At 40.0% G+C, this 26,878-nt stretch carries 20 protein-coding genes and 2 rRNA genes; 8 read left to right on the top strand and 14 right to left on the bottom strand.

The genetic code is table 11. The features are described from left to right. Nucleotides 1–22 precede the first annotated feature (22 nt). Nucleotides 23–2,951, bottom strand: a 23S ribosomal RNA gene (locus tag MKY09_RS05945). A gap of 205 nt (nucleotides 2,952–3,156) precedes the next feature. Beyond that, nucleotides 3,157–4,710, bottom strand: a 16S ribosomal RNA gene (locus tag MKY09_RS05940). The 16S and 23S rRNA genes sit together here, the layout of an rRNA operon. A gap of 560 nt (nucleotides 4,711–5,270) precedes the next feature. Between MKY09_RS05940 and MKY09_RS05935 the strand changes: the two genes are divergently transcribed. Together MKY09_RS05935 and MKY09_RS05930 are read left to right on the top strand one after the other, a co-directional pair. Beyond that, nucleotides 5,271–5,993 (top strand): MgtC/SapB family protein, encoded by a 723-nt coding sequence (locus MKY09_RS05935; RefSeq protein ID WP_298473744.1) that lies wholly within the window; start codon nucleotides 5,271–5,273, stop codon nucleotides 5,991–5,993. Between the two features lie 17 nt (nucleotides 5,994–6,010). Then, nucleotides 6,011–7,003, top strand: coding sequence for a cation diffusion facilitator family transporter (locus MKY09_RS05930; RefSeq protein WP_342567847.1), 993 nt, complete (start codon nucleotides 6,011–6,013; stop codon nucleotides 7,001–7,003). Between the two features lie 668 nt (nucleotides 7,004–7,671). On the opposite strand, the gene MKY09_RS05925 is transcribed toward MKY09_RS05930, so the two are convergent. The 4 genes from MKY09_RS05925 to pruA form a co-directional block, all read right to left on the bottom strand. Continuing rightward, nucleotides 7,672–8,835: an iron-containing alcohol dehydrogenase gene (locus tag MKY09_RS05925; protein WP_251556593.1), complete on the bottom strand. Its 1,164-nt coding sequence runs from the start codon at nucleotides 8,833–8,835 to the stop codon at nucleotides 7,672–7,674. A 75-nt stretch (nucleotides 8,836–8,910) separates the two neighbouring features. Then, nucleotides 8,911–10,155 carry a Glu/Leu/Phe/Val dehydrogenase gene (locus tag MKY09_RS05920; RefSeq protein WP_169359682.1) on the bottom strand — a complete coding sequence of 415 codons (1,245 nt, stop codon included), beginning with the start codon at nucleotides 10,153–10,155 and terminating at the stop codon, nucleotides 8,911–8,913. Nucleotides 10,156–10,237: 82 nt separating this feature from the next. Further along, nucleotides 10,238–11,431 (bottom strand): ornithine--oxo-acid transaminase, encoded by a 1,194-nt coding sequence (locus MKY09_RS05915; RefSeq protein WP_169359681.1) that lies wholly within the window; start codon nucleotides 11,429–11,431, stop codon nucleotides 10,238–10,240. A 74-nt stretch (nucleotides 11,432–11,505) separates the two neighbouring features. Next, nucleotides 11,506–13,050 carry an L-glutamate gamma-semialdehyde dehydrogenase gene (pruA, locus tag MKY09_RS05910; RefSeq protein ID WP_342567846.1) on the bottom strand — a complete coding sequence of 515 codons (1,545 nt, stop codon included), beginning with the start codon at nucleotides 13,048–13,050 and terminating at the stop codon, nucleotides 11,506–11,508. 136 nt (nucleotides 13,051–13,186) lie between these two features. Here pruA and MKY09_RS05905 point away from each other — a divergent pair, with 136 nt between their 5' ends. Beyond that, nucleotides 13,187–14,497, top strand: a complete 1,311-nt coding sequence (locus MKY09_RS05905; RefSeq protein WP_240949710.1) for a sigma 54-interacting transcriptional regulator — start codon at nucleotides 13,187–13,189, stop codon at nucleotides 14,495–14,497. 125 nt (nucleotides 14,498–14,622) lie between these two features. Here MKY09_RS05905 and MKY09_RS05900 read toward each other — a convergent pair whose 3' ends face one another. The 4 genes from MKY09_RS05900 to MKY09_RS05885 form a co-directional block, all read right to left on the bottom strand. After that, entirely contained in the window at nucleotides 14,623–16,194 is a 1,572-nt protein-coding gene (locus tag MKY09_RS05900) for an IS1182 family transposase (RefSeq protein ID WP_144542062.1), read from the bottom strand. 162 nt (nucleotides 16,195–16,356) lie between these two features. After that, the gene (gene yugI, locus MKY09_RS05895; RefSeq protein ID WP_169359679.1) at nucleotides 16,357–16,731 is read right to left on the bottom strand and encodes a S1 domain-containing post-transcriptional regulator GSP13; all 375 of its coding nucleotides are present in this window, start codon (nucleotides 16,729–16,731) and stop codon (nucleotides 16,357–16,359) included. Between the two features lie 196 nt (nucleotides 16,732–16,927). Then, nucleotides 16,928–18,154 (bottom strand): hypothetical protein, encoded by a 1,227-nt coding sequence (locus MKY09_RS05890; protein ID WP_342567845.1) that lies wholly within the window; start codon nucleotides 18,152–18,154, stop codon nucleotides 16,928–16,930. Then, nucleotides 18,144–18,701 carry an RNA polymerase sigma factor gene (locus MKY09_RS05885; protein ID WP_298473765.1) on the bottom strand — a complete coding sequence of 186 codons (558 nt, stop codon included), beginning with the start codon at nucleotides 18,699–18,701 and terminating at the stop codon, nucleotides 18,144–18,146. The genes MKY09_RS05890 and MKY09_RS05885 overlap by 11 nt, the downstream gene beginning before the upstream one ends. 193 nt (nucleotides 18,702–18,894) lie before the next feature. On the opposite strand from MKY09_RS05885, the gene MKY09_RS05880 reads away from it, so the two are divergent. Together MKY09_RS05880 and MKY09_RS05875 are read left to right on the top strand one after the other, a co-directional pair. After that, entirely contained in the window at nucleotides 18,895–20,232 is a 1,338-nt protein-coding gene (locus MKY09_RS05880) for a sodium-dependent transporter (protein WP_298473768.1), read from the top strand. Between the two features lie 122 nt (nucleotides 20,233–20,354). Next, nucleotides 20,355–20,567: a helix-turn-helix transcriptional regulator gene (locus MKY09_RS05875; RefSeq protein ID WP_169359675.1), complete on the top strand. Its 213-nt coding sequence runs from the start codon at nucleotides 20,355–20,357 to the stop codon at nucleotides 20,565–20,567. An 86-nt stretch (nucleotides 20,568–20,653) separates the two neighbouring features. Here the strand turns inward: MKY09_RS05875 and MKY09_RS05870 are convergent, their stop codons facing one another. Beyond that, entirely contained in the window at nucleotides 20,654–20,914 is a 261-nt protein-coding gene (locus MKY09_RS05870) for a DUF1871 family protein (RefSeq protein WP_169359674.1), read from the bottom strand. A gap of 76 nt (nucleotides 20,915–20,990) precedes the next feature. Here MKY09_RS05870 and MKY09_RS05865 point away from each other — a divergent pair, with 76 nt between their 5' ends. Together MKY09_RS05865 and MKY09_RS05860 are read left to right on the top strand one after the other, a co-directional pair. Beyond that, nucleotides 20,991–22,160, top strand: coding sequence for a MalY/PatB family protein (locus MKY09_RS05865; RefSeq protein ID WP_342567844.1), 1,170 nt, complete (start codon nucleotides 20,991–20,993; stop codon nucleotides 22,158–22,160). A gap of 214 nt (nucleotides 22,161–22,374) precedes the next feature. Next, on the top strand, nucleotides 22,375–22,812 hold the full coding sequence (locus MKY09_RS05860; protein WP_251556601.1) for a general stress protein: 438 nt from the start codon (nucleotides 22,375–22,377) through the stop codon (nucleotides 22,810–22,812). A gap of 796 nt (nucleotides 22,813–23,608) precedes the next feature. Here MKY09_RS05860 and MKY09_RS05855 read toward each other — a convergent pair. Together MKY09_RS05855 and MKY09_RS05850 are read right to left on the bottom strand one after the other, a co-directional pair. Beyond that, nucleotides 23,609–23,836, bottom strand: a complete 228-nt coding sequence (locus MKY09_RS05855; protein WP_342567843.1) for a hypothetical protein — start codon at nucleotides 23,834–23,836, stop codon at nucleotides 23,609–23,611. A gap of 18 nt (nucleotides 23,837–23,854) precedes the next feature. Continuing rightward, a complete protein-coding gene (locus MKY09_RS05850) occupies nucleotides 23,855–24,598 on the bottom strand; it encodes a peptidylprolyl isomerase (RefSeq protein WP_342567842.1) in 744 nt (247 codons plus the stop codon). A 134-nt stretch (nucleotides 24,599–24,732) separates the two neighbouring features. On the opposite strand from MKY09_RS05850, the gene MKY09_RS05845 reads away from it, so the two are divergent. Then, on the top strand, nucleotides 24,733–25,968 hold the full coding sequence (locus MKY09_RS05845) for an MFS transporter (protein WP_169359670.1): 1,236 nt from the start codon (nucleotides 24,733–24,735) through the stop codon (nucleotides 25,966–25,968). A gap of 59 nt (nucleotides 25,969–26,027) precedes the next feature. Here MKY09_RS05845 and MKY09_RS05840 read toward each other — a convergent pair whose 3' ends face one another. Beyond that, nucleotides 26,028–26,846, bottom strand: coding sequence for an SDR family NAD(P)-dependent oxidoreductase (locus MKY09_RS05840; protein WP_342567841.1), 819 nt, complete (start codon nucleotides 26,844–26,846; stop codon nucleotides 26,028–26,030). Nucleotides 26,847–26,878 lie beyond the last annotated feature (32 nt).

Below are 26,878 nucleotides of genomic sequence, written 5' to 3'. Positions count from 1 at the left end.
TGACATCTTAGAAACAAACAATTTGGTTAAGTCCTCGATCGATTAGTATTCGTCAGCTGCACGTGTCGCCACGCTTCCACCCCGAACCTATCTACCTCATCGTCTTTGAGGGATCTTACTTACTTGCGTAATGGGAAATCTCATCTTGAGGGGGGCTTCGTGCTTAGATGCTTTCAGCACTTATCCCGTCCACACATAGCTACCCAGCGATGCCCTTGGCAGAACAACTGGTACACCAGCGGTGTGTCCATCCCGGTCCTCTCGTACTAAGGACAGCTCCTCTCAAATTTCCTACGCCCACGACGGATAGGGACCGAACTGTCTCACGACGTTCTGAACCCAGCTCGCGTACCGCTTTAATGGGCGAACAGCCCAACCCTTGGGACCGACTACAGCCCCAGGATGCGATGAGCCGACATCGAGGTGCCAAACCTCCCCGTCGATGTGGACTCTTGGGGGAGATAAGCCTGTTATCCCCGGGGTAGCTTTTATCCGTTGAGCGATGGCCCTTCCATGCGGAACCACCGGATCACTAAGCCCGTCTTTCGACCCTGCTCGACTTGTAGGTCTCGCAGTCAAGCTCCCTTCTGCCTTTACACTCTTCGAATGATTTCCAACCATTCTGAGGGAACCTTTGGGCGCCTCCGTTACACTTTAGGAGGCGACCGCCCCAGTCAAACTGCCCGCCTGACACTGTCTCCTACCCGGGTTACGGGTATGGGTTAGAATTTCAATACAACCAGGGTAGTATCCCACCGACGCCTCCTCCGAAGCTGGCGCTCCGGGCTCTAAGGCTCCTACCTATCCTGTACAAGTTGCACCAAAATTCAATATCAAGCTACAGTAAAGCTCCACGGGGTCTTTCCGTCCTGTCGCGGGTAACCTGCATCTTCACAGGTACTATAATTTCACCGAGTCTCTCGTTGAGACAGTGCCCAGATCGTTACGCCTTTCGTGCGGGTCGGAACTTACCCGACAAGGAATTTCGCTACCTTAGGACCGTTATAGTTACGGCCGCCGTTTACTGGGGCTTCAATTCGCACCTTCGCTTGCGCTAAGCACTCCTCTTAACCTTCCAGCACCGGGCAGGCGTCAGCCCCTATACTTCACCTTACGGTTTTGCAGAGACCTGTGTTTTTGCTAAACAGTCGCCTGGGCCTATTCACTGCGGCTCTTCTAGGCTATTCACCCAAAAGAGCACCCCTTCTCCCGAAGTTACGGGGTCATTTTGCCGAGTTCCTTAACGAGAGTTCTCTCGCTCACCTTAGGATTCTCTCCTCGACTACCTGTGTCGGTTTGCGGTACGGGCACCTCCCACCTCGTTAGAGGCTTTTCTTGGCAGTGTGAAATCAGGAACTCCGGACATACGTCCTTGCCATCACAGCTCAATGTTACAGAGTGCGGATTTGCCTACACTCACACCTCACTGCTTGGACGTGCATAACCAACAGCACGCTTACCCTATCCTACTGCGTCCCCCCATCACTCAAACGGTGGGGTGGTGGTACAGGAATATCAACCTGTTGTCCATCGTCTACGCCTATCGGCCTCGACTTAGGTCCCGACTAACCCTGAGCGGACGAGCCTTCCTCAGGAAACCTTAGTCATACGGTGGATGGGATTCTCACCCATCTTTCGCTACTCATACCGGCATTCTCACTTCTAAGCGCTCCACCAGTCCTTCCGGTCTGACTTCAACGCCCTTAGAACGCTCTCCTACCACTGATACCAAAGGTATCAATCCACAGCTTCGGTGATTTGTTTAGCCCCGATACATTTTCGGCGCAGCGTCACTCGACCAGTGAGCTATTACGCACTCTTTAAATGATGGCTGCTTCTAAGCCAACATCCTGGTTGTCTAAGCAACGCCACATCCTTTTCCACTTAACAAATACTTTGGGACCTTAGCTGGTGGTCTGGGCTGTTTCCCTCTTGACTACGGATCTTATCACTCGCAGTCTGACTCCCAAACATAAATCATTGGCATTCGGAGTTTGTCTGAATTCGGTAACCCGGGATGGGCCCCTAGTCCAAACAGTGCTCTACCTCCAAGATTCTAACGTTTGAGGCTAGCCCTAAAGCTATTTCGGAGAGAACCAGCTATCTCCAGGTTCGATTGGAATTTCTCCGCTACCCACACCTCATCCCCGCACTTTTCAACGTGCGTGGGTTCGGACCTCCAGTAAGTGTTACCTCACCTTCATCCTGGACATGGGTAGATCACCTGGTTTCGGGTCTACGACCACATACTCATTCGCCCTATTCAGACTCGCTTTCGCTGCGGCTCCGTCTTCTCAACTTAACCTCGCATGTAATCGTAACTCGCCGGTTCATTCTACAAAAGGCACGCCATCACCCGTTAACGGGCTTTGACTATTTGTAGGCACACGGTTTCAGGGTCTATTTCACTCCCCTTCCGGGGTGCTTTTCACCTTTCCCTCACGGTACTGGTTCACTATCGGTCACTAGGTAGTATTTAGCCTTGGGAGATGGTCCTCCCGGATTCCGACGGAATTTCACGTGTTCCGCCGTACTCAGGATACACTCTGGAGGGAATGAACTTTTGACTACGGGGCTTTTACCCTATCCTGCGGACCTTTCCAGGTCGCTTCGTCTAGCTCATTCTTTTGTAACTCCGTATAGAGTGTCCTACAACCCCAAGAGGCAAGCCTCTTGGTTTGGGCTCTTCCCGTTTCGCTCGCCGCTACTCAGGGAATCGAATTTTCTTTCTCTTCCTCCAGGTACTTAGATGTTTCAGTTCCCTGGGTGTGTCTCAGATGCGCTATGTATTCACGCAAATGTACTGCCCCATTACGGGCAGTGGGTTTCCCCATTCGGAAATCTTCGGATCGAAGCTCACTTACAGCTCCCCGAAGCATATCGGTGTTAGTGCCGTCCTTCATCGACTCCTAGTGCCAAGGCATCCACCGTGCGCCCTTATTAACTTAACCTAAAAGTTAAAAGTACTACACTTGCAATCACGTAAGTGATCACAATTTGAATATCTTGCGTTTGTTTCTTTTTTTGATGTCGTTTTATCCAGTTTTCAAAGAACAAGTTAAAAAGCTTTAAATGCTCATATAGAATGAACATTCAAAACTGAACTGCAAAACGTTAAGATACAGATAAAAATCTGTATTCCGAATATATCCTTAGAAAGGAGGTGATCCAGCCGCACCTTCCGATACGGCTACCTTGTTACGACTTCACCCCAATCATCTGTCCCACCTTCGGCGGCTGGCTCCCAAAAGGGTTACCCCACCGACTTCGGGTGTTACAAACTCTCGTGGTGTGACGGGCGGTGTGTACAAGGCCCGGGAACGTATTCACCGTGGCATGCTGATCCACGATTACTAGCGATTCCGGCTTCATGTAGGCGAGTTGCAGCCTACAATCCGAACTGAGAACGGTTTTATGGGATTTGCTCACCCTCGCGGGGTTGCGACCCTCTGTACCGTCCATTGTAGCACGTGTGTAGCCCAGGTCATAAGGGGCATGATGATTTGACGTCATCCCCACCTTCCTCCGGTTTATCACCGGCAGTCACCTTAGAGTGCCCAACTGAATGCTGGCAACTAAGATCAAGGGTTGCGCTCGTTGCGGGACTTAACCCAACATCTCACGACACGAGCTGACGACAACCATGCACCACCTGTCACCGCTGTCCCCGAAGGGAAAAGCCTATCTCTAGGCCGGTCAGCGGGATGTCAAGACCTGGTAAGGTTCTTCGCGTTGCTTCGAATTAAACCACATGCTCCACCGCTTGTGCGGGCCCCCGTCAATTCCTTTGAGTTTCAGTCTTGCGACCGTACTCCCCAGGCGGAGTGCTTAATGCGTTAGCTGCAGCACTAAGGGGCGGAAACCCCCTAACACTTAGCACTCATCGTTTACGGCGTGGACTACCAGGGTATCTAATCCTGTTTGCTCCCCACGCTTTCGCGCCTCAGCGTCAGTTACAGACCAGAAAGCCGCCTTCGCCACTGGTGTTCCTCCAAATCTCTACGCATTTCACCGCTACACTTGGAATTCCGCTTTCCTCTTCTGTACTCAAGTCCCCCAGTTTCCAATGACCCTCCACGGTTGAGCCGTGGGCTTTCACATCAGACTTAAAGGACCGCCTGCGCGCGCTTTACGCCCAATAATTCCGGACAACGCTTGCCACCTACGTATTACCGCGGCTGCTGGCACGTAGTTAGCCGTGGCTTTCTAATGAGGTACCGTCAAGGTACGAGCAGTTACTCTCGTACTTGTTCTTCCCTCACAACAGAGTTTTACGATCCGAAAACCTTCTTCACTCACGCGGCGTTGCTCCATCAGACTTTCGTCCATTGTGGAAGATTCCCTACTGCTGCCTCCCGTAGGAGTCTGGGCCGTGTCTCAGTCCCAGTGTGGCCGATCACCCTCTCAGGTCGGCTACGCATCGTCGCCTTGGTGAGCCGTTACCTCACCAACTAGCTAATGCGCCGCGGGCCCATCCTGTAGTGACAGCCGAGACCGTCTTTTAACATTTCCTCATGTGAGGTAATGGATTATTCGGTATTAGCCCCGGTTTCCCGGAGTTATCCCAATCTACAGGGCAGGTTGCCCACGTGTTACTCACCCGTCCGCCGCTAAATCAGAAGAAGCAAGCTTCTTCATCATCCGCTCGACTTGCATGTATTAGGCACGCCGCCAGCGTTCGTCCTGAGCCAGGATCAAACTCTCCATAATAGAGAACTTAAAAAGCTCATTTTGTTTTGCTGGCATCATCATTAAATGATGTCAAAAATTGTTTTGCGTCAATCAAGCCGAAGCTTGTTGATGCTATATGTCTTAACGTTTTGCATGTTCAGTTTTCAATGTTCATTGCGTCGTTTTGTTTTTGACGACTTTATTAGTATATCTCGCTTCAGTTAAGTTGTCAACAACTTTTTTTAATTTCTTTTAAGTCGTTACTCACATGTTCTGAAGGACATGTATTAATATACAATGATTAAAAACAAAAAGCAATACCTTTTATTAAAATTTATAGGTTTTTCTTTAATTATTTGATCTTTTCCTTCTCTTTTACGTTAAAAACACCGATTTATAAAGGTTTTACCTCACTTTCACTAGTTCCTGCTTATAAAAACATCTTTATTACTACTGGATTATCTATTATAAATGCCACCTTGGCTTCTGGAAAAAACTATTTTTATCTCTAAGTGATATTAAGCAGAAAACTGGGTATGTAAGTATAAGATTAAAATTTCCACATATTCTTAACTATCTATATGAAAGGAGGCACCACGGTGGATTGGATTCCCTATCTAAACGGATATGGTGAAATATTAATAAAATTAGGTTTGGCGGCAACCCTAAGTTTAGTTATAGGGATTGAAAGAGAATTAAAAAAGAAACCAATTGGCCTTAAAACAAGCATCGTCATTGCAACCTTTAGTTGTTTACTAACATACATATCAATAGAGTCAGCTTACAAAGCACATCATGGTCATGATGGAGTAAATATAACTATGGATCCTTTACGATTGGCCGCACAAATAGTAAGCGGTATCGGCTTTCTCGGAGCAGGTGTCATTTTACGCAAGGGCAACGACAGTATAAGTGGACTTACTACGGCAGCAATGATTTGGGGAGCAGGCGGAATAGGCATAGCCGTAGGCGCAGGTTTTTATCTGGAAGCTGCCCTTACAGTCGTTATCGTACTATTCGGTATAGAAGTAATTCCTCCTCTTCTATCTAAAGTCGGTCCTAAGCGTCTACGATCCAGAGAATTATCCTTAAAGGTTATTGTTTTAAAACAAGAAAGCATTTCTAAAATGTACTATTACTTAAAAGACTGTGGTTTTTATATCGATAGTATCCGGATAAAAGATATTAAATTAGAGAATGATGAGATAAAACATGAAATTCATATCCGACTATCTATCCTAACTAAGAAAAATACGGTAGAATTTTATCATTCTATTGCAGAATTGGAATTTGTGGAAAGTTTGGAATTAGAATCAATTTAAAAAAGGAGCAACTATCTATGGGACAATTTTTCACTTTACTAAAGGGTGGTAATAAGCCATCTTTAATCGCAGCTATTGTTAATACAATTATCGCAGCTTTAAAAGGTGGAGCATTTTTCTTAACAGGCAATGTTGCAATGTTTGCAGAAATGATGCACTCTATCGGAGATGCTGCCAATCAATTTTTTGTATTTATAGGATCTGCTCTTTCTAAAAAAGCGCCAACTCCAAAATTTCCGAATGGTTTTGGTCGATTGGTAAACCTTGTTTGTTTAGGTGCAGTTATATTAGTAGGAATCCTATCATATGAAACAATCAAAGAAGGCTGGCATCATATTCAGCACCCCGTCGCATCAGGTGGGCTAGCAATTACTTTAACCGTCCTCGGTATTGCAATAATTTTAGAGTTCGCTGTCTTATATAAGGCCGGAAAAGAAATATTACATGAAGTTGGTGTTAAAGGAACATTCCTTGCCCCTCTCACTACAAGCTTTGGTCATCTAAGTAGAGCAAAACCTGCAACAAAACTCGTTTTTATGGAGGATTTAGTAGCAACTGCAGGTGGGATACTAGCCTTTGTAGCTGTGCTTATCTCTCATTTCACAGGCTTTTTACAAGCAGAAGGAATCGCATCTATTCTTATTGGTCTAATGATGTTCTATGTTGTAGGAAAAGTATTCCTTGATAATGCACGAGGAGCTTTGGGAGAAACCGATGAACAGATGTTGCTGCACATCGCCCATGTTATTTCAGACGTAAAAGAAGTCAAAGATATTCAAGAGTTAGAAGTTATCAAAGAAGGAGAATATCTTCATGTGACATTAGTTGCTGAGATAGATGCTTCGCTTTCATTTGCAACAGTAGATGATATACACGATGTATTAAAGGACCTTATCTTAAGTCAACAAGGTGTTTCGGACGTTACTATCTCCTTTGATGAAGATGATGGAGTTAGAACATGGAAGCATCATAAGGATACTAAAACTGTTTTAAAAACTAAAAATAACTAAGTATGATTAGACATCCATTTCATTGGATGTCTTTTTGTTTCTATATATCTTTCTACTTTAATGAGGGTGCTCAGTCTCGAATCCAGTTGGTTGACTATTAGTCCCCCTCTCTTAAGTAAGCAAAATCTTCATTACTCGTTAATTTTATAAGCTTTGTTAAAGTTATTGGTTGATTTTGACTAACAATTCTTTTTAATAGTGACTGTAAACATTGAAAAAGGAGCATTCAAATGGCTATTAAGAACATAAATAGATGATGAAATTGGGGTTGGTGACAGTGTTTCAGCTTTGTTTATGTGAGTAAATTGATTCGATTTATAGTTTATATGCTAATGCTGTTCCCATTTATTGATTGGAGCTCCAGACGGCGACATAAGCAGGGATGAGTAAGACAGATAAGACCTCACAACCACGCGCGTAAGTCATGGGTGATGGGTGATGGCTTATCGCTCACCCCGCGGAAAGCGTCCGGCTGGGGCGGAAATCAATTCTACTCTCTGATTTAAAGATTTCTTTGCATTATAAATCACCCCTACCCTTTAACATAGCCAATTTATATAAGAATTCTCCTATCCCCTATCATTCAAAAAAGCACTGCAAATGCAGTGCTTTTATTGATTATACTTTTATATAGATTTAGCCTTTATACATGACTTCCTTCTATATAGTTAGAGGCAAGCTGTTAAAATTGCTTTTGTATCATCGGCATTTAACTTATTAAAATTACCATACTCGCCACGTACCATTGCTTTTTCTACCATTAAATCAATATTAGAATCATCTATATTATAATCTGACAGATTTTTCGGTGCACCTAATGAAGCCCAGAAAGCTGATAATTTTTCAATTCCTTCTAGCCCTATTTCTTCCGTTGTTTTTCCTGAAGGATCTACTTGAAATACTTTAACAGCTAGCTTAGCAAAGCGCTCAGGATTTACATGTAGGTTATGACGCATCCATCTTGGGAAAATGATTGCCAATCCCCCCGCATGAGGAATATCATAAACAGCTGATACAGCGTGCTCTATGTTATGGCTCGCCCAGTCACCGTTATATCCCATTTGCAAGAATCCGTTTAAACCTAGTGTTCCTGCAAACAGTATAGTTTCTCTTAGCTCGTAGTTTTCTAAGTCGTTCACAAGCTTAGGAGCCACATCGATAACAGTACGTAGAGTCCCCTCTATCATTTCATCTTGAACAGGGGTATTAGTTGCATTGTTATAATATTGCTCGAACATATGCGACATCATATCTACAACTCCGTAAACCGTTTGATCTAATGGAACTGTAAACGTGTTAACAGGGTCTAATATTGAAAACTTAGGGAAAACTAATGGACTTCCCCAACCGTATTTTTCTAACGTGTCTTCATTTGTAATAACAGAACCGGAATTCATTTCAGAGCCAGTTGCAGCTAAAGTTAAAACTGTACCAAAAGGAAGTGCTTCCTTTGGAATTGCTTTACGAGTAACTAGATCCCATGGATCCCCATCATACTTAGCCGCAGCTACAATAAGTTTAGTACAGTCTATTACAGAACCGCCCCCTACTGCTAGTACCACTTCAATTCCTTCAGCCTTACAAAGGTCGGCTCCTCGTTTTGCAGTAGACAGTCTTGGATTAGGCTCAACTCCAGCTAATTCGAAGACTTCCATGCCTGCCTCGTTTAAATGGCTCATTACCTCATCGTATAAGCCATTTCTTTTAATACTTCCGCCACCGTACACTACAAGAACTTTTTTTCCAAACACAGAAAGCTCCGTTGGAAGTTTCGATAATTGTCCTTTTCCAAAAACTAATTTAACCGGATTATAAAAAGAAAATGCATTCATATTCTTAATCCCCTTTCTTTACAGTCTAATCATATAAAAAACCGCTTGCAAAATACAAGCGGTTCAACCTATCGATTATACCCAACCACGGAAGCGTGATGCTTCTGCAGTTCTACGTACACCAACCATATATGCTGCTAAACGCATATCTATATTACGAGTAGAAGCTACTTCGTAGATATTTTCAAATGCATCCACCATTTTTTTCACTAACTTGTCGTTAACTTCGTCCTCTGTCCAGTAGTAACCTTGGTTATTTTGTACCCACTCAAAGTAAGATACAGTAACTCCACCGGCACTAGCTAATACGTCAGGAACTAGTAGAATTCCACGTTCATACAAAATTCTAGTAGCTTCAGATGTTGTTGGACCATTTGCTGCTTCTACAACTATATTCGCTTTAATATTATGCGCGTTATCAGAAGTAATTTGGTTTTCAATAGCAGCTGGCACTAAAATATCACAATCTAATTCTAATAACTCTTCATTAGAAATAGTGTTTTCAAATAAAGTTGTTACTGTTCCAAAGCTATCACGACGATCTAATAAATAATCTATATCTAAGCCATTAGGGTCATGTAAAGCACCGTAAGCATCAGAAATACCAATTACTTTTGCACCTTGATCGCTCAAGAACTTAGCAAGGAAGCTTCCTGCGTTTCCGAAACCTTGAATAACCACTCTAGCACCCATCATATCAATGCCGCGTTTCTTAGCTGCTTCATTAATAATAATTGTAACACCTTGTGCTGTTGCACGGTCACGACCTTGAGAGCCACCAAGAACTAAAGGTTTACCAGTAATAAATCCTGGAGAGTTAAATTGGTCCATGCGACTATATTCATCCATCATCCATGCCATAATTTGCGCATTTGTAAAAACGTCTGGAGCAGGTATATCTTTTGTTGGTCCAACAATTTGGCTAATTGCACGTACATAGCCGCGGCTTAGACGTTCAATTTCTCCCATTGACATTTCACGTGGATCACAAGCTACTCCACCTTTACCTCCACCGTATGGAAGATCAACGATTCCAGCTTTTAAAGTCATCCACATAGAAAGTGCTTTCATTTCTTCAGGTGTTACGCCTGGGTGAAAACGGACTCCACCCTTTGTTGGTCCAACCGCATCGTTATGCTGTGAACGGTAACCAGTAAATACTTTAACAGTATTATCATCCATTCTTACTGGAATTCTTACCTCTAACATACGAAGTGGTTCTTTTAACAAATCATACATTGCCTCGTCGTAGCCTAATTTTTGCAAAGCCTCTTTAATGACAGCCTGCGTTGATGTGAACAGGTTTAGATTTTCAGCCATTTATTATTTCGCCTCTTTAATTCATAATGATTTCATCGGAAATAATTGTAACACAATTCATTTCCGATGTGGGATACAATTATTAAATAGTAAATACTTTTTTAATTTTCTCAATTGCCCAGTCAAGTTCTTCTTTTGAAATTACTAAAGGTGGAGCAAAACGGATTACCGTATCATGCGTTTCTTTGCATAGTAAACCAAGCTCTTTTAGTTCTTCACAGTACGGTCTTGCTGCTTCTGTCAATTCCATTCCTATGAATAAACCACGACCACGAATCTCTTTAATAGAAGGATGTTTAATCTCTTTTAGAGCATCCATAAAATAATTTCCTAGCTCTAATGAACGATCAGCTAGCTTTTCATCTATTAAAACATCAAGTGCTGCAAGTGAAACTGCGCAAGCCATAGGATTCCCACCAAAAGTAGATCCATGTGAACCTGGATTAAACACTTCTAGAACATCACGGTTAGCTACGATACAAGAGATTGGGAATACTCCCCCTCCTAATGCCTTACCTAAAATATACATATCTGGTTCCATGTCTTCCCATTCGCAAGCAAACATTTTACCAGTACGACATAAGCCGGCTTGAATTTCATCAGCAATAAATAACACGTTATTTTCACGACATAATTCAAGTGCAGCTTTCATAAATCCTTCTGGGGGAATAATGATTCCAGCTTCCCCTTGAATCGGTTCAATTAGGAATGCAGCTGTGTTTGGAGTAATTGCCTGCTTAAGCGCTTCCAAATCACCGTAAGGAATTAAGTTAATACCCGGAAGCATTGGGCCAAATCCTCTTTTGTATTCTGGGTCTGAAGATAAAGAAACAGCACCCATCGTTCTTCCATGGAAGTTACCGTTACAAGCAATAATCTCAGCTTGATCTTCAGCAACACCTTTAACATCATAAGCCCATCTACGAGCTGCTTTAAATGCTGTTTCCACAGCTTCAGCTCCAGTATTCATCGGTAGAACCATTTCTTTGTTCGTTAACTGACTTACTTTTTCATACCATGGACCCAACTGGTCGTTATGGAATGCGCGAGAAGTTAAAGTAACACGATCTGCTTGGTCTTTTAACGCTTGAATGATTTTTGGATGACGGTGTCCTTGGTTTACAGCTGAATATGCAGAAAGCATATCCATATACTTTGTACCCTCTGGATCTTTTACCCAAACACCTTCAGCCTCAGAAATGACGATTGGAAGTGGATTATAGTTATTTGCACCAAACTTATCTGTTTGTTCAATCAATTTACTTGATACTGACATTTGTTTTCCCCCTATTAAATGAAGAGGCTGGACAAAATAAAACTGCCAGCCAATTCATTATTTAGTACAAAATATTAAAGCATTTCAGATGTTGTTTTAGCTTGCATATGAAGTTGAATATAATCTGGTCCGCCAGCTTTTGAATCTGTACCCGACATATTAAATCCACCAAATGGTTGGTATCCAACAATCGCACCAGTACATCCACGGTTAAAGTATAAGTTACCTACATGGAAATCTTCACGTGCTTTTTCTAAGTTCATGCGGTTATTTGTAATAACAGCACCAGTTAAGCCGTATTCCGTATTGTTAGCAATTTCAATTGCTTCGTTGAAATCTTTTGCTTTACAAACACCAAGAATTGGTCCGAAGATTTCTTCTTGCATAATACGAGCTGTTGGAGATAGATCAGCAAACACTGTTGGTTTAATGAAGAATCCTTTAGAATCATCGCCTTCTCCACCAGTGATTAAACGACCTTCTTCATTGCCAACTGGCATATAACCCATGATTTTCTTGAAAGCCGAGCCATCAATTACTGGACCTACATAATGCTCGTCTTCGTCTGGAACACCAACCGATAATTCCTCAGTCAATTCTTTAACGCGAGCAAGCACTTGATCATACACATCTTCTACGATGACAGCACGTGAACCAGCTGAACATTTTTGTCCACTAAATCCAAACGCAGATCTTACGATAGATTGAGCAGCTAATTCTAAATCTGCTTCTTTGTCTACGACAATTGTATCTTTACCGCCCATCTCAAGAATAGTACGTTTAATCCAAATTTGTTTTTCAGCTAATTTAGCTGATTTTTCTACGATTCCTAAACCAACGTCACGAGAGCCTGTGAAGCTGATTAAGCGAGTGCGTGGATGTTCAACTAAGAAGTCACCAATTTCCGCACCAGAGCCAGGAATGAAGTTAACAACGCCAGCTGGCATTCCCGCTTCTTCTAGTACTTCTACAAATTTATATGCAACAACAGGAGTTGTAGATGCAGGTTTTAGTAACACAGTGTTACCAGCAACCATAGCTGCTACAGTAGTTCCTGCCATGATAGCAAATGGGAAGTTCCATGGAGAGATAACAACAGATACTCCTAATGGAATATAATCGTAACGGTTATATTCGCCTGGACGGCTTTCTACCGGCTGACCGTCTTTAAGGCGTAACATTTGACGACCGTAATATTCTAAAAAGTCAATTCCTTCCGCAACCTCTACGTCTGCTTCAACCCAAGTTTTCCCTGCTTCTCTTGATAATAAAGCAGAGAATTCAAATTTACGGCGACGAATGATAGCAGCTGCCTTGAATAATACATCTGCACGTACTTCCGGTTTCACTTTTTTCCATGTATTAAATGTTTCATCAGCGATTTTAAGTGCTTTTTCTGCAATTTCTTGAGAAGCTTTTGATACTTTACCAATTACTTGTTCTTTTTTAGCTGGATTATAAGATACGATTTTACTTTCAGTAGTAATTCTTTCTCCACCAACGATTAATGGAAAGTCTTGACCTAAATAAGCATCAACAATTTTATATCCTTCTTTAATAGCTTTTTTATTTTCTTCTTTAGAAAAATCAGTAAAAGGTTCGTGTTTGTATGGTAACATGTAAATCCTCCTCTAAGTTTTAATGCAAAAAAAATTTGCACTAATAATACTTCTTCCCTTATAATAATGCAAAAGATTGTTGCGTTTTTCAAGTAAAATTAACTAAAATGTTAAAATTTTTTTTGAGGTGATAGGTTTGGATAGTATTTTCAGTAAGCTGCTTCCATTTTATAAGTTTGCTACAGAGCGGGTTGCTGTAGGCATTCATGCTATAGATTTAATGGGGAAAACCATTATATATAATGAAAAAATGAAAGAAATAGAAGGCTTAAACTCGATGGACATTGAAGATCGTTCCATTTTAGAACTATTCCAGTTCGAACAGCACGAAAGCACACTGCTAAAAGTTCTTCATAGTGAAAAGCCCGTCCTAAGAGCGAAACAAACTTACTGGAGCAGGAACGGCCAAGAAATCACCACAATAAATGACACATATCCTGTCTTTGAAGATGGTACATTAATAGGAGCAATCGAGTTCTCAAGAGATATTACAGCTCTAGAAAAACTATTGTTTCAGCCCTTAAAAAGATATAATGAGTCCATTACTCTTTCTACAATAACTGCCGAGTCCCAACTTATGAAGAATGTAAAAGAGCGTTCTATTAAAGCTGCTAATGTCCGCATGCCTATCCTATTAATTGGGGAAGCAGGAACAGGTAAGGATTTAATTGCGGAAGGAATTCATCATGAGCTTTCTCCGCCAAACGAGCAATTTATAACACTTTATTGCTATAGTGCGGACGATCAAATTATTAGTAAATTTGAAAAGGAAATTAAAAGCCTCCGTAACTGCACTATATTTTGTGAAAGAATAGACTTATTATCCATCGATTTACAAAAAAAGTTGATGGACGTATTAAAAGAAAATGGATCTAACCAAAACTTATTTATAGCTAGTATTGGAGAAGATCCGATTGAAATGATTTCTAATAACCAGCTGGCAAAAGAGCTTTACTATTACTTTACTTCCATCACTATCAATATTCCACCGCTACGTGATCGACCAGAGGATATAATGCCATTCGTACATGATTACTTCCAACGTCATTTAAGTCGCTATGCCTCGACATTAGAGGAGATTGATCCTCAAGTCATAAAAGTCTTTAAAAGTTACGACTGGCCCGGCAATCTAAAAGAATTAGAGCTCCTACTAGATGAAATAACTTCTATGGTAACTACAGAAAGCACCCTGAGCTTTAATATGTTACCTTTGCATTTCAAGTTAAAAATACAAGGATTAAATGAAACAATGAAAAATGCCGAAGACTTCGTTGTTTCAGCAGAAAAAGATTTACTTCCACTAGACGAATACCTTAGACAGGCTGAAACCTATTATTTACAAAAGGCATTAGAAAAATATAATAATAATATTACCAAAGCAGCTGAAGCGCTTGGAATGAGCAGACAAAATTTGCAATACAGATTACGAAAGATTAAAAATGCTTAAATCAAAGAATACATTTAAAAACACTAAAAAGAGGCTGGGACAAAACTAGCTTCTAATATTGGAAAAAGAGAAATTGAGCTCACTCAATTTCTCTTTTTCCTTATTTTTATGTATTTTTTATTCTTCTATCTAGTTTTTACCGTGAACTTACGTAAGTTCACGGCCATTAACGCAAGACCCATTTCATTTTCAACCTTCGGTTTCCCACGTACAGAAAATCGTGAGAAACGCAAATTAGCCTTCAAGAATCCAAAAACTGGTTCCACATCAATTTTTCTTTGACGATAGATAGAACCTGTCTTTTCCTCTGAAAGCTTCGCGCTCACATATTCTTTTTGTTGCTCCCACTTTTCGTTCACCATCAACTTTCTATTATTACCTTCTTTTGCTTTCGTACAGGAGGAGCGGAACGGACAACCTGAACAGTCCTCACATTCATAGATCTTAAACTCCCGTTTGTATCCTGTCTTGTCCTCGCGTATGGAATGATATTTAAAGGACAGCTGTTTCTGGTTCGGGCAGGTGTACGTATCGTTCTCTTCGTCGTACTTCCAATTTGCAGTATTGAACTTATTTTGTTTCTGTTTCTTCTTTTGCTCTTTGATGTACATGTTATAGGTGATCAGAGCTTCGCGTTTACGATTAGATAGTATATCGTCATAATTCTGTTCGCTTCCATAGCCTGCATCTGCCACGATATGCTTCGGTAGCTTAAAGTAATTTTTCTCAATCTCATCCAGGAAGGGGATCAAGGTTTTGGTGTCTGTTGGATTAGAAAACAAACTATAGGCAAGCGTGTATTGACCCTCTGTTGCGATTTGTACATTATAACCAGCCTTCAATTGACCATTTTTCATGTAGTCGTCTTTCATCCTCATAAAGGTTGCATCATGGTCAGTCTTTGAATAGCTGTTCCGGGTTCCAAAGATTTCAAAGTCCCGTTGATATTTCTGTTTACGGTAGATATAATCAATCAACTCTTTACGTACCTGCTTTGGATATTTTCGTTCTCTCCTCAAGCTCTTTCGTTCCAAAGCGTCTGACGACGCTTCTATTTGTTGGTCATATTCGGTGATGACATCCTCTACTTTTTGAACCATTTGAGTTAGTTCTTCCAGTGACAGGTGCTCTTCATCTTCTCGTTCCATTTGAGGGATGATCTCCTTTTCAAGCAGTTCGTTATATAGCTGGTTCGATTTTTCTATCAATCCTTTGTTATATTTCTCTACGGATTTTCTCCAGACAAACGTGAACTTGTTAGCGTTTGCTTCAATCTTTGTACCATCAATAAAGATTGCCTCTTGGTCAATGAGTTTTTCTTGGACCAACTGACAGCGGAATTGTACGAAACATTGACGGATTAATTCGCTCACCTCTGGCTGCACACGAAATCGATTGATTGTGCGGTAGCTTGGTTGATAGCCCTGGGCCAGCCACATTATCCGGACACTATCGTATAAGAGTCCTTCAATTTTTCGACCTGAAAAAACAGACTGGGAGTAAGCACAAAGGATGATTTTCATCATCATGCGGGGATGATAGGCAGGGCAACCCGTATTTCGAAGAAATACTTTAAACGCTTCGTCAGGGATGCTTTCAACTAAATGGTGAATATGGAAGGCAATATCGTTTTCTTGTAATTTTACTTCTAAATCTAAAGGCAATACCACTTGATTCATGTTATAATCTTTAAACATAAGGACACTTCTTTCTGTTGGATTTGGTGTGGTAACTTAATTTTATCAGAAAGTGTCCTTTGTTTATGACAAAAAATATAAAGCCGGTGAAATTTTACTTATTGTAAAATTTCATCGGCTTTTTCATTTAAGAGGATGGTTTTGTCCCAGTCTCTTTTTCTTTTATCGAATGGATTGTTGAATCCATCCTGCTAATTTTTCCTTCAGTGTATTAAAGCCTTCTTCATCATGCTCATCTACACGTGCCTGTAGGCTTTTACGTGGCTTGTCATCTCGTTTTGGAGTAGTAGGCTTTTCTTGAAGCTCTCGGATGGAAAGACTAATTTTACCTGCTTCCCCATCTATGTCTAAAATTTTGACCTCTACTTCTTGCCCTACCGTCAAGAATTCTCCTACTTCCTTAACATAGCCATATGTTATCTCTGATATGTGTACTAGACCTTGTGTTTGTTCATCTAGACTTACGAACGCACCGTATGGTTGAATACCTGTCACTTTACCAGTAACCACATCTCCTACCTTAAATGTTTTTGTCATATGCCGTCCTACTTTCTTATATACGATATTGTCATGTTAAATTATAACATATCAGAAAGTATATGACCAAAAATCACGGGAGGACCATGGAAAGGCCGACTACAATTTATGCACAAGTAAATTTGTAGCCTTAGCAGCTTCATACTCTTTTGCTTGTAGGTTCCTTACCATGCATAAGTATTTTCTATTTATACTGCTATTCAACAAACTGCTCCAAATCTCCATTACTTTCTAAGTCAATAGCGTCCATAATATCGCTATGATCTAAGTTATCCCAGCTTTCTGATTTAGTCCAGCCACTGGTTTCAAACTCATTGACTATCGGTTTCACCAAAAAATTAATGGTATTTGAACTATAAGATTCATTAACGATAGTACTCCAAATATCCTTATATTCTTTCTCTACAACACCATTATTAAACACAGAGTGATCGCTAGTACCTTTTACGATCGCATAAAATAATTCCGTATAGTACATTTTCAACAAATCCTTATCCCCATATAAATCGGAACTGTTTACAAGGAATTCATCTAGATACATTAATAACGCTACTGAATCATTCAAGCTATAAATTAATTCCCCTGCATAAGTAAAAGGCGCTTTTTCTAACATATGATTATATACCAAAAAGGTTGGTTCTAAAATATTTTTTAAATCGCCCAACTGTTCTTCGTTCAGCTTATACTGAATATTAACAACTGATCCTGGGTAAAGATTTTCCTTGTTTAAGGCTGCTAGTTGCTCTTCAGTAATGTCTTCCCTTTCACTAAAATACACTCTCAATTCTTTTATCTTCCTAGAATATACATTAAAGAATTCGGCTGTTTCTTCTTCATTTAACTTTTGACCATTGTCTATTACTTCCTGGACCATTTCCGATGGGAGGTGTAGAGATTGTATTAATTCTTTATATCTTATATTTAATGAATCTTTGTCCGAAAAGGAAGGGACGGTATTATATAATGATAAGCCGTTCTCTGAAATGTATCGCCAATAGAGAGAATCTGCCGTTTGAACAAATGGTAACTTTGAAAATTCTTCCTCCGTAAGATGTAACATCTCTCTACGTTTTTCTCGCTCTTTTTCGTAATTGTTTTTTAATCTTTCAATGAATTCTATAGAGGCATCTGCTAATGGAACGTTACCCTCTCCATCAATGTTCTCTAACTGATTGGCATTAGTAGGTTCGTTTTCTTCCTGAAAGCTTGCTCCTATTATTCCGATGACAAGTATTGCTGCAGCACTAGCTAACCACACTGCAACTCGTTGCCAATTAATTTTCTTGCGGTTAACCTGAGTTGGTTCAACAAATTTATCTTTATCTATATTTTTTAATATTTCGTCTGTATCGATCGTTGAAGGAAGCCGATCGTAGGATGATTTTAAAAGAGCTAGTCGATCTTCCAATTTTTTATCGTCCATGGTTTTCACCTCCACTTATTTGTAGAGCATTTTTTAAGTGACCCTTTCCTCTCATCATCCGAATCTTAACAGTAGACATGGGGACATTAAGTACTTCTGCTATTTGTCCATAAGACATATCATGGAAATAGAATAAGATAATAGGATGTCGGTATTTTTCATCTAAATGCTGTATCGCTTCATGAAGCTCTCGGTCTTCTTCAAATATTAAGACCTTTTCCTCTGCTGACTTCATTATGTAACTTTCATGTGAACTGCCTTGTAGCTTTGCTTCTTTTTGTACTTCCTTTGTTTCCTTACGATAATAGTCTCTCGTTGCATTTAATGTAATTTTATATAACCAAGTCGTAAATCGTTCTTTTTGGAATTGGTGTAGGAAACGGTAAAGCTTTACAAACACTTCCTGTGTGACATCAGGGATGTCTTGCACTCGCACGCCACATTGAAAAGCAAATTTTTCTACGGTTCGGTGATGTAAGCGAATGAGCTCCCCATATGCTAGTTGATCGCCCTGCTGTGCACGTTCGATCAAATCGTTCTCAACCATTGCTCCCCCTCGCTCTCTCTTTTGCTATAGGTGTAACGTAAGATCCTCTTTAATTGTTACACTTATCTTTTAATTTTTAAATAGCTTGTATATCGTAACGGGTTTCCGTTTAATATAAGTTACCATTTATTTTTTTGAGGTAAAATAGTATACTATCACTTTAAATCGTTAAAGTATCGAAGGAGGAATACATATGAAAGCTCGAGATCATTTCGGGTCAAAAATTGGATTCATATTGGCTGCGGCCGGAAGTGCTATTGGGTTAGGGGCGATATGGAAGTTCCCTTATATGGCAGGAACTAATGGCGGAGGCGTCTTCGTTTTACTTTTTATCCTATGTACACTTCTTATTGGGCTACCTATTTTATTAGCAGAATTTATCATTGGAAGAAAAGGACAGGCAGATGCAGTAACCGGCTTTAAAAAACTGGCTCCTAACAAGCCTTGGTTTTTAATTGGCTGGTCTGGCTTCTTCTTTTCGTTTATCATACTCTCGTTTTACAGTGTAGTCGGCGGTTGGATTTTATCTTACATAATCCGTTCTATTACACTTAGCCTAAACGGAAGCACAGATAATTTTTATGAGAACTTATTTAATACAGTTATCTCAAATCCATGGGAAGTATTAATTGGCCAGGGAGCTTTTATCTTTTTAACTATCTGGATCGTTCAAGGTGGGATTAAAGGTGGAATCGAAAAAGCTAGTAAGTGGATGATGCCCTTATTACTCATTTTCTTTGTCGTACTAGCTATACGTTCGTTAACTCTGGATGGAGCGATAGAAGGTGTTAAGTTTTTACTGATTCCCGATTGGTCTTACTTTACTTGGGAAACAGCACTGCTCGCACTGGGACAGGCATTCTTTTCATTAAGCGTCGGTGTTTCTGGAATGATTACTTACGCATCTTACCTTCCGAAGGAAACGAAGCTAGGCAGTTCTGCTTTAAGTGTTTCCGTGCTGAATATTGGTATTTCGATTATGGCCGGTCTAGTTATTTTCCCTGCAGTGTTTGCATTAGGATTCTCTCCAGATGCAGGACCAGGATTAGTTTTCATCATTTTACCTGCAGTATTCGAACAAATTATTTTTGGACAGTTTTTCTTAATCATATTCTTTATACTATTACTTTTTGCTACTCTAACATCATCCATCAGCATGTTAGAAATCGTTGTTTCCATCGGCATCAAGTCAAAATACGATCGAAGAAAACGAGCTGCTTGGATTTTTGGTTTCTTAATTTTCCTAGTTGGAATTCCTAGTGCGCTTTCCTTTGGTGTGCTACAGGATATCAAAATCTTAGACTTATCTATATTTGATTTTGCGGACTTCTTTACTAGTAGCGTTGGTTTACCTTTAGGAGCACTTTTCATCTCCATTTTTGCCGGTTACCACTTTACCAAAGCAGATATTTCGAATGAACTTGACTCCAAAGGCTTTTTATTAAATGCATGGAGAATCATTGTAAGATATGCAGCTCCAATTGCCATCTTAATCGTATTTGTACAAGGCGTTTGGAATGTTTTAAAATAGACGTATTATTAAGTAATCAAAAATTGTACTTTTTCTGACAATTGTTTGAAACTAGTTCTCAAAAAAATTATGCTATAATATGATGTAAGATGTGAAGAATTTTTAAAGAGGTGGATGGAGTCATGAAAAAAGAATTACATGAGCAATTGCGACAACTAAGAGAAGAACGCAATATTTCTTTAGAAACACTTTCCTTAAAAACAAGAATAGGCGCTGGAAAATTGGAAGCGTACGAATCAGGTAGTGAAGTCCCATCAACACAAACTATATTAAAGCTATCTAATGCTTTAGAAGTTCCTGCCTCCAATTTGATGGATGGCCTTCAAGAAGTATAAGAATAGTAATAGAAAAAAGCTTTCGATTCAATGAATCGAAAGCTTTTTCTTTTGTTAACCTATATTTGAAAGAGTGTAATAGCTCGTTAAATAATGCATTTCATTTCATATTTTATTGCAATAAGCTTATAAGAAATTTCGACACACTTTTCAAGTGGAATCCACTGTTCAAAGGAGTGTTCATAGATTTCTTGTATTTTTCTAGCAAGCTCGGATGGGTGATCGATATCGTGAAGAGCAGTAACTACATCAGCAATCTCCGTTTCGTATGCATCGATACCAAATTGGAAAGGATCCCATTCCTGTAGTATCCAAACTGCTTTTCTATTCATCTGTATTGTATCCATTATTTTTTCACCTTACTACTTTTATTAGTTAGGGTTATAATAACACAATAAGTTAAAATTGAAAGGGGAATTTACTTTGTCAGATTTTTCAACTATTTTCAATCGTCGTAACACTTTTTCCGCAAAATGGGATATGTTAAAACAGGTTTATGCAATTGAGGATGACACAGATGTACTCCCAATGTGGGTAGCAGACATGGATTTCGGCCTTGCGCCAGTTATACAGGAAGCTATACATAAGCGTTTGGAACATCCAGTTTTTGGTTACTCTATTGCGCCAGAAGCAGTAAAAGATGCATTATCTACCTGGGTATCTACTAAACACCAACTAGAAATACAGAATGAATGGATTCTTCTTCGTCATGGTGTAATACCTGGAATGGCGGAGGCAGTTGATGCTTTTTCCCAAAAAGGAGATAAAATACTTGTCCATACACCAATCTATCCACCCTTTAAAGGAATACCAAATAATTTAGAGCGAGAAGTCGTTACCTGTCGCCTTATAGAAAATGGTAATTCTTTCGAAATAGATTGGACAGCCTTTAAGGAATGCTTAAAGCAAGATATCAAGATATTCATCCTTTGTAATCCTCATAATCCTGGTGGGAAGGTTTGGGGTAGAGAGGATTTAACTAAAATGGCAGCCTTGTGCAAGCAGCATGATGTATTGATCCTTTCAGATGAAATACATTCAGACCTTGTTTTTAAGCCAAATAAGCATATACCTCTTCTCGTGGCAGCTGAGGAAACAGATAATATTATCACTTTCTTTGCTCCAACTAAAACGTTCAACCTTGCTGGTATTCAAGGTGCAGCAACAATTGTACCAAATGAAAAATTACGAAAAGTTTTAGAGAATGGTGCAACTAGACGTGGTGAGATGGGATTGAACGTGTTCTCACTTACAGCTATGCAGGCTGCGTACGAGCACGGAGAACAATGGCTAGAAGGTCTTTTAGAAGTTGTAGAAGGCAACATGAAATACGTAGTGGAACATTTATCTGCAATTGAAGGTGTGAAGGTTTCTATGCCTGAGGGCACCTATTTAATGTGGATTGATTATCGAGGAACTGGGTTGAACGAGAAAGATATGATGGACCTTTTATTAACGAAAGGGAGACTCGCTTTAGAGCCTGGCACGAAGTATGGAGAAGGCGGAGATGGCTTCCTTCGTATGAACGTGGCGTGTCCACGAGCAACAGTCGAAGACGGAGTGGCTAGATTCAAACTAGCATTATCGAAATAAATGAGAAAATCAAAGTTCCATTGAAGAACCTTTGTACAAGCTGATTGTGACTAACTTCATGATCAGCTTTTTTTATATGACATAAGTAACTAAACCTAGAGAATCGAAATGACCGTTACGTAATGCGCCACTTATTACCAACTAATAAATATGTCTTGAAAAACAATAGAAAGGGTAAAGAGAATAGATGCGACATAACAGGAGGTAATTATTTATGAAAAATAATGTTATTGGAGTATATGAAAGTGAGCAGCAAGTGAAAGAAGTAGTTGAAGGTTTAAAAGAGAAAGGATATACTACTGAGGAAATTTCAGTTATTGCTAGAAATTCAAACAGGGATTCTGAAGTGACACAAGAAGTAAAACCTTCTACTAAGGATGGAGCTATTGCAGGTGCTGTAACAGGAGGTGCCATTGGTTTAGCTGGCGTACTAGTAGGGCTATCGACTGTATTGATACCTGGGTTCGGTGCTGTGTTGGCTGCAGGGCCAATTATGACAACTATAGGAGGAGCAGTAGTTGGAGCTAACTCTTCTGCTGGCGGATTAAAGCATGCACTCATGGAAATTGGAGTGACAGATGATGAAGCGGAACGCTACTCTTCTGATGTAGAAAACGGCAAAATACTGGTACTCATTCATCCAAAAGAGTGATTTTGTATAATAACTAGCAGAGATTCAGTGAAAAAATATGATAGCTTCCCCAATATGTAGATGGGAGCTGTGAACGAAAATATTAAACGATTCTATATGAGTTCCTATGTGAGTACTTTTACGATCATAGGGGCTCTTTTTATATGGTATAGACTTTTTAAAGCTCTTAGAGTTTGATTGTCGTAAACTCATATAGGATTGTAGTAACTTTTAAGTCGATTGTCGTAAACTACTGACCCATTGTCGTAAATCTATCTTGGATTGGTGAGACGAAAAGGAATTGTCGTAAATTTTGGGTTGATTGTAGTAAAGTATTGCTCGATTGTCGTAAACTACTGACTCATTGTCGTAAATCTTTCTAGGATTGGTGAGACGACAAGGGATTGTCGTAAACTTTGGGCTGATTGTCGTAAAGTATTGCCTGATTGTTGCAAACTGTTGACCCATTGTCGTAAATCTTTCTAGAATATAAGTCAGCAACCATGGGATTGTAGTAAATCTTGGGCTGATTGTCGTAAAGTATTGCTTGATTGTCGTAAACTACTTTCCCATTGTCGTAAATCTTTCTAGGATTGGTGAGACGATAAGGGATTGTCGTAAATTTCGGCTTGATTGTCGTAAAGAATTGCTTGATTGTTGTAAACTACTGACCCATTGTCGTAAATCTCTTTTAGGACGAGCTCGCCTCAGAGGGATTACAGTAATCTATGGCTCGATTGTCGTAAATTTTCGTGGGATTATAAAAATAGCGAGTAAGTAAACGATTAATCGCCCACTCACTCGCTATAATAAGACGTTACTCAGAAGACACGTTTTTCTCCGCTTCTTCTTTTCTTGCCTGTAATACACGATCTTCTATTTCCTTCGCTTTTGCTGCATCTTTTGCAGATTTCTTTTTAAACCATCGGAATAATAATACACAAAGGATAAATACCATGATAAATTCTAAGACTACTGGTATATACTCTGTTTTATCTTCTGGAAAGTATAAATACAAAAAGCCTAATGAAAGAAAGTTTAACAAAGCAAACACTTCCCTACTTTATTTTTGAATAACCTCTATGGACTGAATAAGGATATCCTCTACCGGCTTATCATTTTCACCAGTTTCCACTTTAGCTATTTCATTTACTACATCCATGCCCTCAATAACTTGCCCGAAGACTGTATGCTTTTGATCTAAATTTGGTGTTCCACCTTTTTCTTCATAAGCCTTCGCTACTTCCTCAGGCCACCCACCTTTAATAAGCTGTTCAGCCATACCTGCTTGTGGTGAAGCTTGTACAATAAAAAATTGGCTGCCGTTTGTATTTGGTCCCGCGTTGGCCATGGAAAGTGCACCATTAAAGTTGAATAGGTTCATCGTGAATTCATCCTCAAATGACTCACCATAAATACTCTCTCCACCTGCTCCAGTTCCAGTAGGGTCTCCACCTTGAATCATAAAGTCTTCAATGACCCGATGGAAGATAACACCCTCATAGTAGCCTTCTTCTGCTTTAGTTAAAAAGTTTTCCACCGTTTTCGGTGCTTCTTCTGGAAACAATTTAATTTTAATTGCTCCTAAAGAAGTGTTCATTTGGACTAAAGCTTCATTTTTCGCCACTTCTGTTGAAAGTTGCGGATATGTGATTAATTCGCCCTCTTGTTGGGTATCAGTAGTAACAGCAGATTCTTCTTTTGTTGTTTCTTTTTTATTGTCTTTTTCAGTCTCAGCTGAATCACTTCCACAAGCTGAAACGAAGAGCATAGTAAATAAACATAAAATAATTAATTTTTTCAACATAATCACCCCAAAACAGTTTATCATAATTAAACACACTTTTCAGTGACAAACTTTTAACATTCAACTTCCTTAGTCACTCGAAATGTTTTATAATCTAAATAAGAGTACGTGTCAAAAGAAAGAAGGGATTTTCAATGAGCGTACAAAAACGTAACTTTATTATTATGTGGTTCTCCATTTTCTTAGTATCTAGCACCATGACGATGATCATGCCTTTCCTTTCCCTATATATTAATACGATGGGTGATTTTACAGATGCCTACGTGCAAAAATGGTCTGGTCTAGTATTTGGAGCTACCTTTGTTTCTGCACTTATTATGTCTCCTATATGGGGGAGAATAGCTGACAAATATGGTTATAAGCCAATTTTAATCATAAATGGATTCGGAATTGCGCTCAGCGTACTTTTAATGGGATTCATAAATTCGGTAGAAGCATTCTTTGTTCTTCGATTGTTTATGGGTGTTGTAACTGGTTTTATTCCAACTTCACTGGCATTTATCAGCTCTCAGACAGCAAGGGATGTTGCAGGCAAGACCATGGGCACGTTACAAATGGGTAGTGTATCTGGTACATTATTCGGGCCTGTCATAGGCGGGTTTATGGCTGATACGTTTGGTTTTCAATACACATTTATTATTACAGCTACAGCAGTATCTATAGCTGCACTCCTAGTTATTATAGGGATTAGAGAACAACGTCGGGTTAAAGCGAAGGATGAGCATGAATATTCTAGAAAGACGGTCGTTTCTGGTATTTTTCATCATCGTCTAATACTTAATGTCCTAATGATTACGTCTTTAATACAAATAGGACTTTTTAGTATTCAGCCTCTTCTCTCCCTATATGTCTCCCATTTAACTGACTCCAGTGAAGTTGCTCTTTTAGCCGGCATAACCTTTAGTGCTACTGGTGTAGGTAGTCTTCTTTTCGCCAGAACATGGGGCAAGCTTGGAGACTCGATTGGCTATGAAAAGGTTCTATCTATGCTACTACTTATTGCTTTTGTGTTCATCGTTCCGCAAGCCTTTGTTACCGAGCTGTGGCAACTGATGGCTCTACGCTTCCTATTTGGGATTGCTTCAGGTGGTCTAATACCAGTGACTACTGCCTTGATTCGACGAGAAGCACCAATCGAAGTTCAAGGAGAGCTTATGGGATACAACACAAGCTTCCGCTTCTTAGGTAATATTATAGGTCCGATGTTTGGTGGATTTATTAGTGGGTTTATCGGTATATCCTCTGTTTTCTTCGTTACGGGTGCCCTATTCCTGATAGCTTTCTTCATACTCTATTTCGCCGGTAAGAAACCCGTCCAAGACTTTGAAGAAGTGCTTCATGAGGAAGAACTACACGCTAATACACAATAAGTGTAAGGCTTTCGACGCTAAATGGTCGAAAGCCTTTTTGTTTTATATAGTGATCCCGATTATCCTTCAAACGGCAAAGGTTGAGTTCCATTGACATCAGTAAATCCATATTTTTTTGCTAGTTCTGCCACCATTAGCGTTTCTCCAGAAAACTTAGATACTGTGGTGTCTGTTGCTAGAGCCAAAACAGCACGACCTACATATGCTGTTGTTTCTTTAGCTCCATCCTTGGGTCCAAAACCTGAATCTATCACTCTTTCCGTCCTCATCCAACCTGGGCAAACTGCAACGGCTGAAACATTGTATTCTTGTAATTCCTTTGCCATTCCTCGTGTCATTCGATTAATAGCATTCATAGCTAAGTCGTAATATAAATTACTAGAGATTTGGTCTTTTATAAAAAATGTGAGATTTACAATTAATCCTTTTTGGTGCTTTGTCATTAAAGGCACAGCGTATCGAGTAGTTAGTAAATAGGCTTGTGGCCCAGCAACCATCATAGCATCCCAATGTTCCAATGGGCGTTCCCAAAAATGCCGTCCATCCCCTGATGGTAGCGAGCTTTCGGATCCGCCAAATACACTATTAACTAAAATATCAATCCGACCCTGTTCCCTTCCAATTCTCTCAAATAGCTTTCTTACGTCACTACTACGCGTATGGTCACATTGTATCGCAATACCTTTACCCCCTCTTAAAGTGACACCGTCGGCAGTTTCCTCAATGGTTTCCGGACGGTTATCGGTTGTACTCCCCTTTACACTACGCCCTGTTACGTATACTGTTGCACCTGCACTGCCTAGTTGATAAGCAATCCCCCGACCCGCACCACGGGATGCTCCTGTAACAACAGCAATTTTTCCTTGTAATGGCTTCATATTTTACTGGCTCCTCTAACTGTACCTTTTAA

The organism is Psychrobacillus sp. FSL K6-4046 (genome assembly GCF_038624605.1).
Lineage (GTDB): Bacteria > Bacillota > Bacilli > Bacillales_A > Planococcaceae > Psychrobacillus.
This window is presented reverse-complemented; position numbering and strand designations above follow the sequence as displayed.